This window comes from Shewanella sp. K8, assembly GCF_028823715.1.
In the GTDB taxonomy this organism is placed as follows: domain Bacteria; phylum Pseudomonadota; class Gammaproteobacteria; order Enterobacterales; family Shewanellaceae; genus Shewanella; species Shewanella algae.
Genome location: NZ_JAPEHY010000074.1, coordinates 1 through 3,754 on the forward strand (window position 1 = coordinate 1; position 3,754 = coordinate 3,754).

At 49.6% G+C, this 3,754-nt stretch carries 5 protein-coding genes; all 5 read right to left on the reverse strand.

The genetic code is table 11. The features are described 5' to 3' along the window. Window positions 1-443, reverse strand: a 443-nt coding sequence (locus tag ON072_RS20855; protein ID WP_274626178.1) for an AAA family ATPase, incomplete at its 3' end; no start/stop codon positions are given. 109 nt (window positions 444-552) lie between these two features. Continuing rightward, a complete protein-coding gene (locus ON072_RS20860) occupies window positions 553-855 on the reverse strand; it encodes a Mor transcription activator family protein (RefSeq protein ID WP_315903431.1) in 303 nt (100 codons plus the stop codon). A 389-nt stretch (window positions 856-1,244) separates the two neighbouring features. Continuing rightward, a complete protein-coding gene (locus tag ON072_RS20865) occupies window positions 1,245-2,435 on the reverse strand; it encodes a multidrug effflux MFS transporter (RefSeq protein ID WP_144221453.1) in 1,191 nt (396 codons plus the stop codon). A 219-nt stretch (window positions 2,436-2,654) separates the two neighbouring features. Further along, window positions 2,655-3,146 carry an AAA family ATPase gene (locus ON072_RS20870; protein WP_261752889.1) on the reverse strand — a complete coding sequence of 164 codons (492 nt, stop codon included), beginning with the start codon at window positions 3,144-3,146 and terminating at the stop codon, window positions 2,655-2,657. Next, complete coding sequence (locus ON072_RS20875) at window positions 3,143-3,685, reverse strand: dihydrofolate reductase family protein (RefSeq protein ID WP_025009479.1); 543 nt, start codon at window positions 3,683-3,685, stop codon at window positions 3,143-3,145. Before ON072_RS20875 ends, ON072_RS20870 begins: the two co-directional genes overlap by 4 nt. Window positions 3,686-3,754: the final 69 nt, after the last annotated feature.

Genomic DNA, 3,754 nt, shown 5'->3' on the forward strand with positions numbered 1-3,754 from the left:
ATATCATTAATACGTGAAGCTTCCTCCGCAATCAAACTTGGCAAGATAAAACGATAAAGACCCGCACCACTTATGACATCAGTACCCACGTTAAGGATATCTGAAAATGTGTTCAGCCAAAAATCACCTGGTACTAAGTGTAAAATCCCGTCATCAGTATCTTGTTTAGGGAACATAGTAAATACTTCCCCTCTTCGATTTTGTTGTATGTACGGTAGAGCAAAAGCTTTAACTGTCCGACCAAATGGAAACTCATCACTCTCTATAAGTAACTCTGAAAACTCTTGGGCGCCTAAACAAGCAATCGACAGATTACATTGTGGGTCAAAATCGATTAACAGAACACTTTTACCTTGATCAGCGAGAGAAACGGCTAAATTCCAAATAATGGTTGTTTTTCCAACGCCACCTTTGTTGTTAAAAATCGAAATTGTTACAGCCACATTAAGCTCCTTAGACGCCAACTATTTGAGCTTACATTACATGATCTTAAGTCAATACGTAATAAGATTTAAGTACTGATTTTTTAATCCTGATTTACATCACAGTCACTTAAAACAACCCCCTCTGCTTTCTCGCTACAAAGGCTGTGCGTTGTTCCGCCACTATCTGGCTGACGCGGCGCTCACTCAGGCCATACTGGCGGCAGAGCTGCTCTAGGTTATTGTCCTTGAACTCGCGCCAAATACAGATATCCCTCAGAGCTACGTTAAGACGTTCGCCGCTTGGGATATACATATCGCGCCCGCCAAGGTAGCAACCTATCAAAGTGGCCAAGTGTTCTGCCAATACATCAGATTCATACACGCCTCGGCTGTGTAAGGCCGTAAGGTTCAACTCACATAGACTCTGCAAATTAGTAGGCTAGCGGCGCATAAACTCGCTGCGCTCATCTTCATAAAGACTGGCATGGGTTAGCAGGGCTTGTTCCAGTTCTTGGCTGTCACTGCCCAACAACTCAAGCTGCTCTTCACTATCATGTTGTAGCGCTTTACCCTTACATTATTCTGTCATTCGCAAGGCCTGTTGGTTCGTTGGCTACCACACCATAGCCCTCCGTAAGCCGCGACTATCTGCTCATAGTTGGCTGAGCTACCATAGCGGTTAACGGGTAACTCTTGACCTCGGGCCGTTATACGGTCGATAAGTTCGCGCCAATGCCAACACTTGAAACTTTCAAATCCACGTTTGACTATTAAAGTCCCCCAAAAATCCGGGGGACTCTTTAGTTATACAAATCCAAGTTAACCTTGCTGTCGCCTGCCCAGCAGGATAAAGCCCGCAGCCAACAGGGAAGAGATAAAGATATACACGGCTATGGTGGCCGAGGTCCCGGGCGGGATCAGCTTTATCAGCACACTGACCATAAGGCTTAAGTACAGGCTTTCCAGCGCATAATAAAGCGCCGTTGCCAAACCCGCCGAAGCGGAGAAGGCGTGCAGAGCGCCGTTGGCCGAGACTGCACAAGTCAAGGCAATATTGACTCCAATCAGGTACATGGGAAGCATAAAGCCCAGCAGGGTAACGCCAAAGAGCCACTCGCACAGATAGAGGATAAGCCCACTGACAAATAGCCCCGCCAGCCCCCGAAACACTGTGCCGCTTATTCCCCAACGCCCAACCAAAGGCTTGACGAACCTGGTGGTCAGTATCATCACAATCGCCACCGAGCCGAACCAGAGGCTGAACTCGAGTTTACTCAGGCTCAAGGTATCCATCAGCACCGAGGGCGAGGTGGAAAAGTAGGCGAAGAAGGTCCCCATAGCCGTTGCATAAGCCAAGGTATAACCGATAAAAGTCTTGGACCCCAGGATGGTGAACAAGCTATTGAAACGAAACGGTTGGGTTTTGGCCGGCCGGGTTTCTGGCCATTTAAACACTGTGTGCACGGCAACCACGGCAGCAAATATTCCCAGGAAGTAAAATATGCCCTGCCAATGCCACTGCTTTTCTATCAAGGCACCCAGAAACGGTGCCACTGCCGGGACACAAGCCAACACTGAACCCATGATGGCGTAAACGACTACGCCTTCTTCCCTTTCGGCAAATACATCTCTGACCGTGGCAAACGCCGCAACCAATAGTGCAGACGCGCTCAGCGACTGTAACAATCTCAGTCCCAGGAAGTAATCAAAGTTCGGACTTAACGGAATAGCCAGGCTGGACAATGAGTACAAGACAGCGCCAATAACGACTATCGGCCTTCTGCCAAACTTGTCCGAGAGGGGGCCAAACAGCAATTGCCCAAGGCCTAGGAGTGCCATATACATGGTCAGCGTCAGCTGAACCTGCTCCCTTCCTACCTTGAAACTTGTGCCGATGTCATTCACTGCCGGAAGGTATAAGTCCATCCCCAGTGAAGCAAGCAGATCGAAAGGTACCAGAAGTACCAAAGAGTATAAGAATGAGTAATTCCAGATATTGTTTCTATTCATTTTTGCGTCCAATTATTGCTAAGAATCTATTCAAGCGATAATTGGACTGCCTTCACTGCTCTCTTCATAATCTAACCTCTATTTTACGGCGCCTTCGCGCCCGCATGACTATAACGCCATGTTTGAACTCTGCCAAAGAGCAGCAAACAGGCCGGCGCATATTGGCACAAATAATCTTGGTCTGCCACAGCCAAATAGCGAACGCCATGTCTGCTGTTTTCAGGCCGGGCGCACCTCTATCGATAGCGCTTCCTCGGCCGTTGGCGCCTCAAAATAGGCACTCACTTGCCGAAAGACGGTTTCATTGTCGAAGGCTGCCCGCTCCGGGCATTGAACTCTTCTGAGTGCCAGACGCTCGAGACACAACTCATCATCTACCTCTAAATAGACCAGCAGATGCTGCGCTCCGGCCGCCTCGGCCAGGGCCTTGAACCCATGACGCTGCACTGCGGTATTAGCCGGGAAGTCCAGCACCACATCGACACCGCAACCGAGTAAGGCCTGAATATGTGCGCTCATAACAGGTTTGAGCCGAGCCGAAAACTTGAGATAGTCGCCAAAGTTTTGGATCTCTTGCGGGAAAAGAGCGGCAAGCCACTGATCTTCACTGATACAGACGGCGCGCCGCTCTGAAGCCAACTCTTGCGATAGAGTCGACTTGCCCGCGCCCATCTTGCCGCAGAAAAAGATTAAGGTACCCACTTGATTCATGCCTGTGTCTCCCTTTGAAACTGATAACGATTCTTTACCAATTGCCCCAACAGCAACTGTGATGACACCAACTTCAAGTTCACAGAACCAGGCAAGGTATCAAATAGCCGGATCCCGCCCCCCAGCAACACAGGCACTGTGGTAATGGTCAGCTCATCGACCAGAGCGGCGGCAATAAAGGAGCGAATAAGAGCGCCGCCATCAAGATAGATGTTGTGGTACCCCTTTGCATGCAAGGCGCTGAGCATTTCAGTTGCCGAGCCGCAAATTAACTCAGCTTTGCCGGCAAAACCCTCCGGTAATTGCTTGAGACTATTGCTGGCAACAAATACAGGTTTATCGTAGGGCCAGGCATCGAAGGCGGCCACCACTTCAAAAGTGTTGCGCCCCATGAGCAGAGCATCGACCGAAGCCATAAACTCGGCAAATCCCAGATCGCTGCCCTCCGGGTTATCTATTGCCGCCAACCAATCAAGCTCACCATTGGGTCCGGCAATAAAACCATCCAGACTCTGGGCCATATACACCCTATTTTTCATCTAACTACTCCTTCAGGGAAGGTGCGAACAAGTCCCATGTGTGCTCTGCGTCGGCTTACAGGCCTGGAT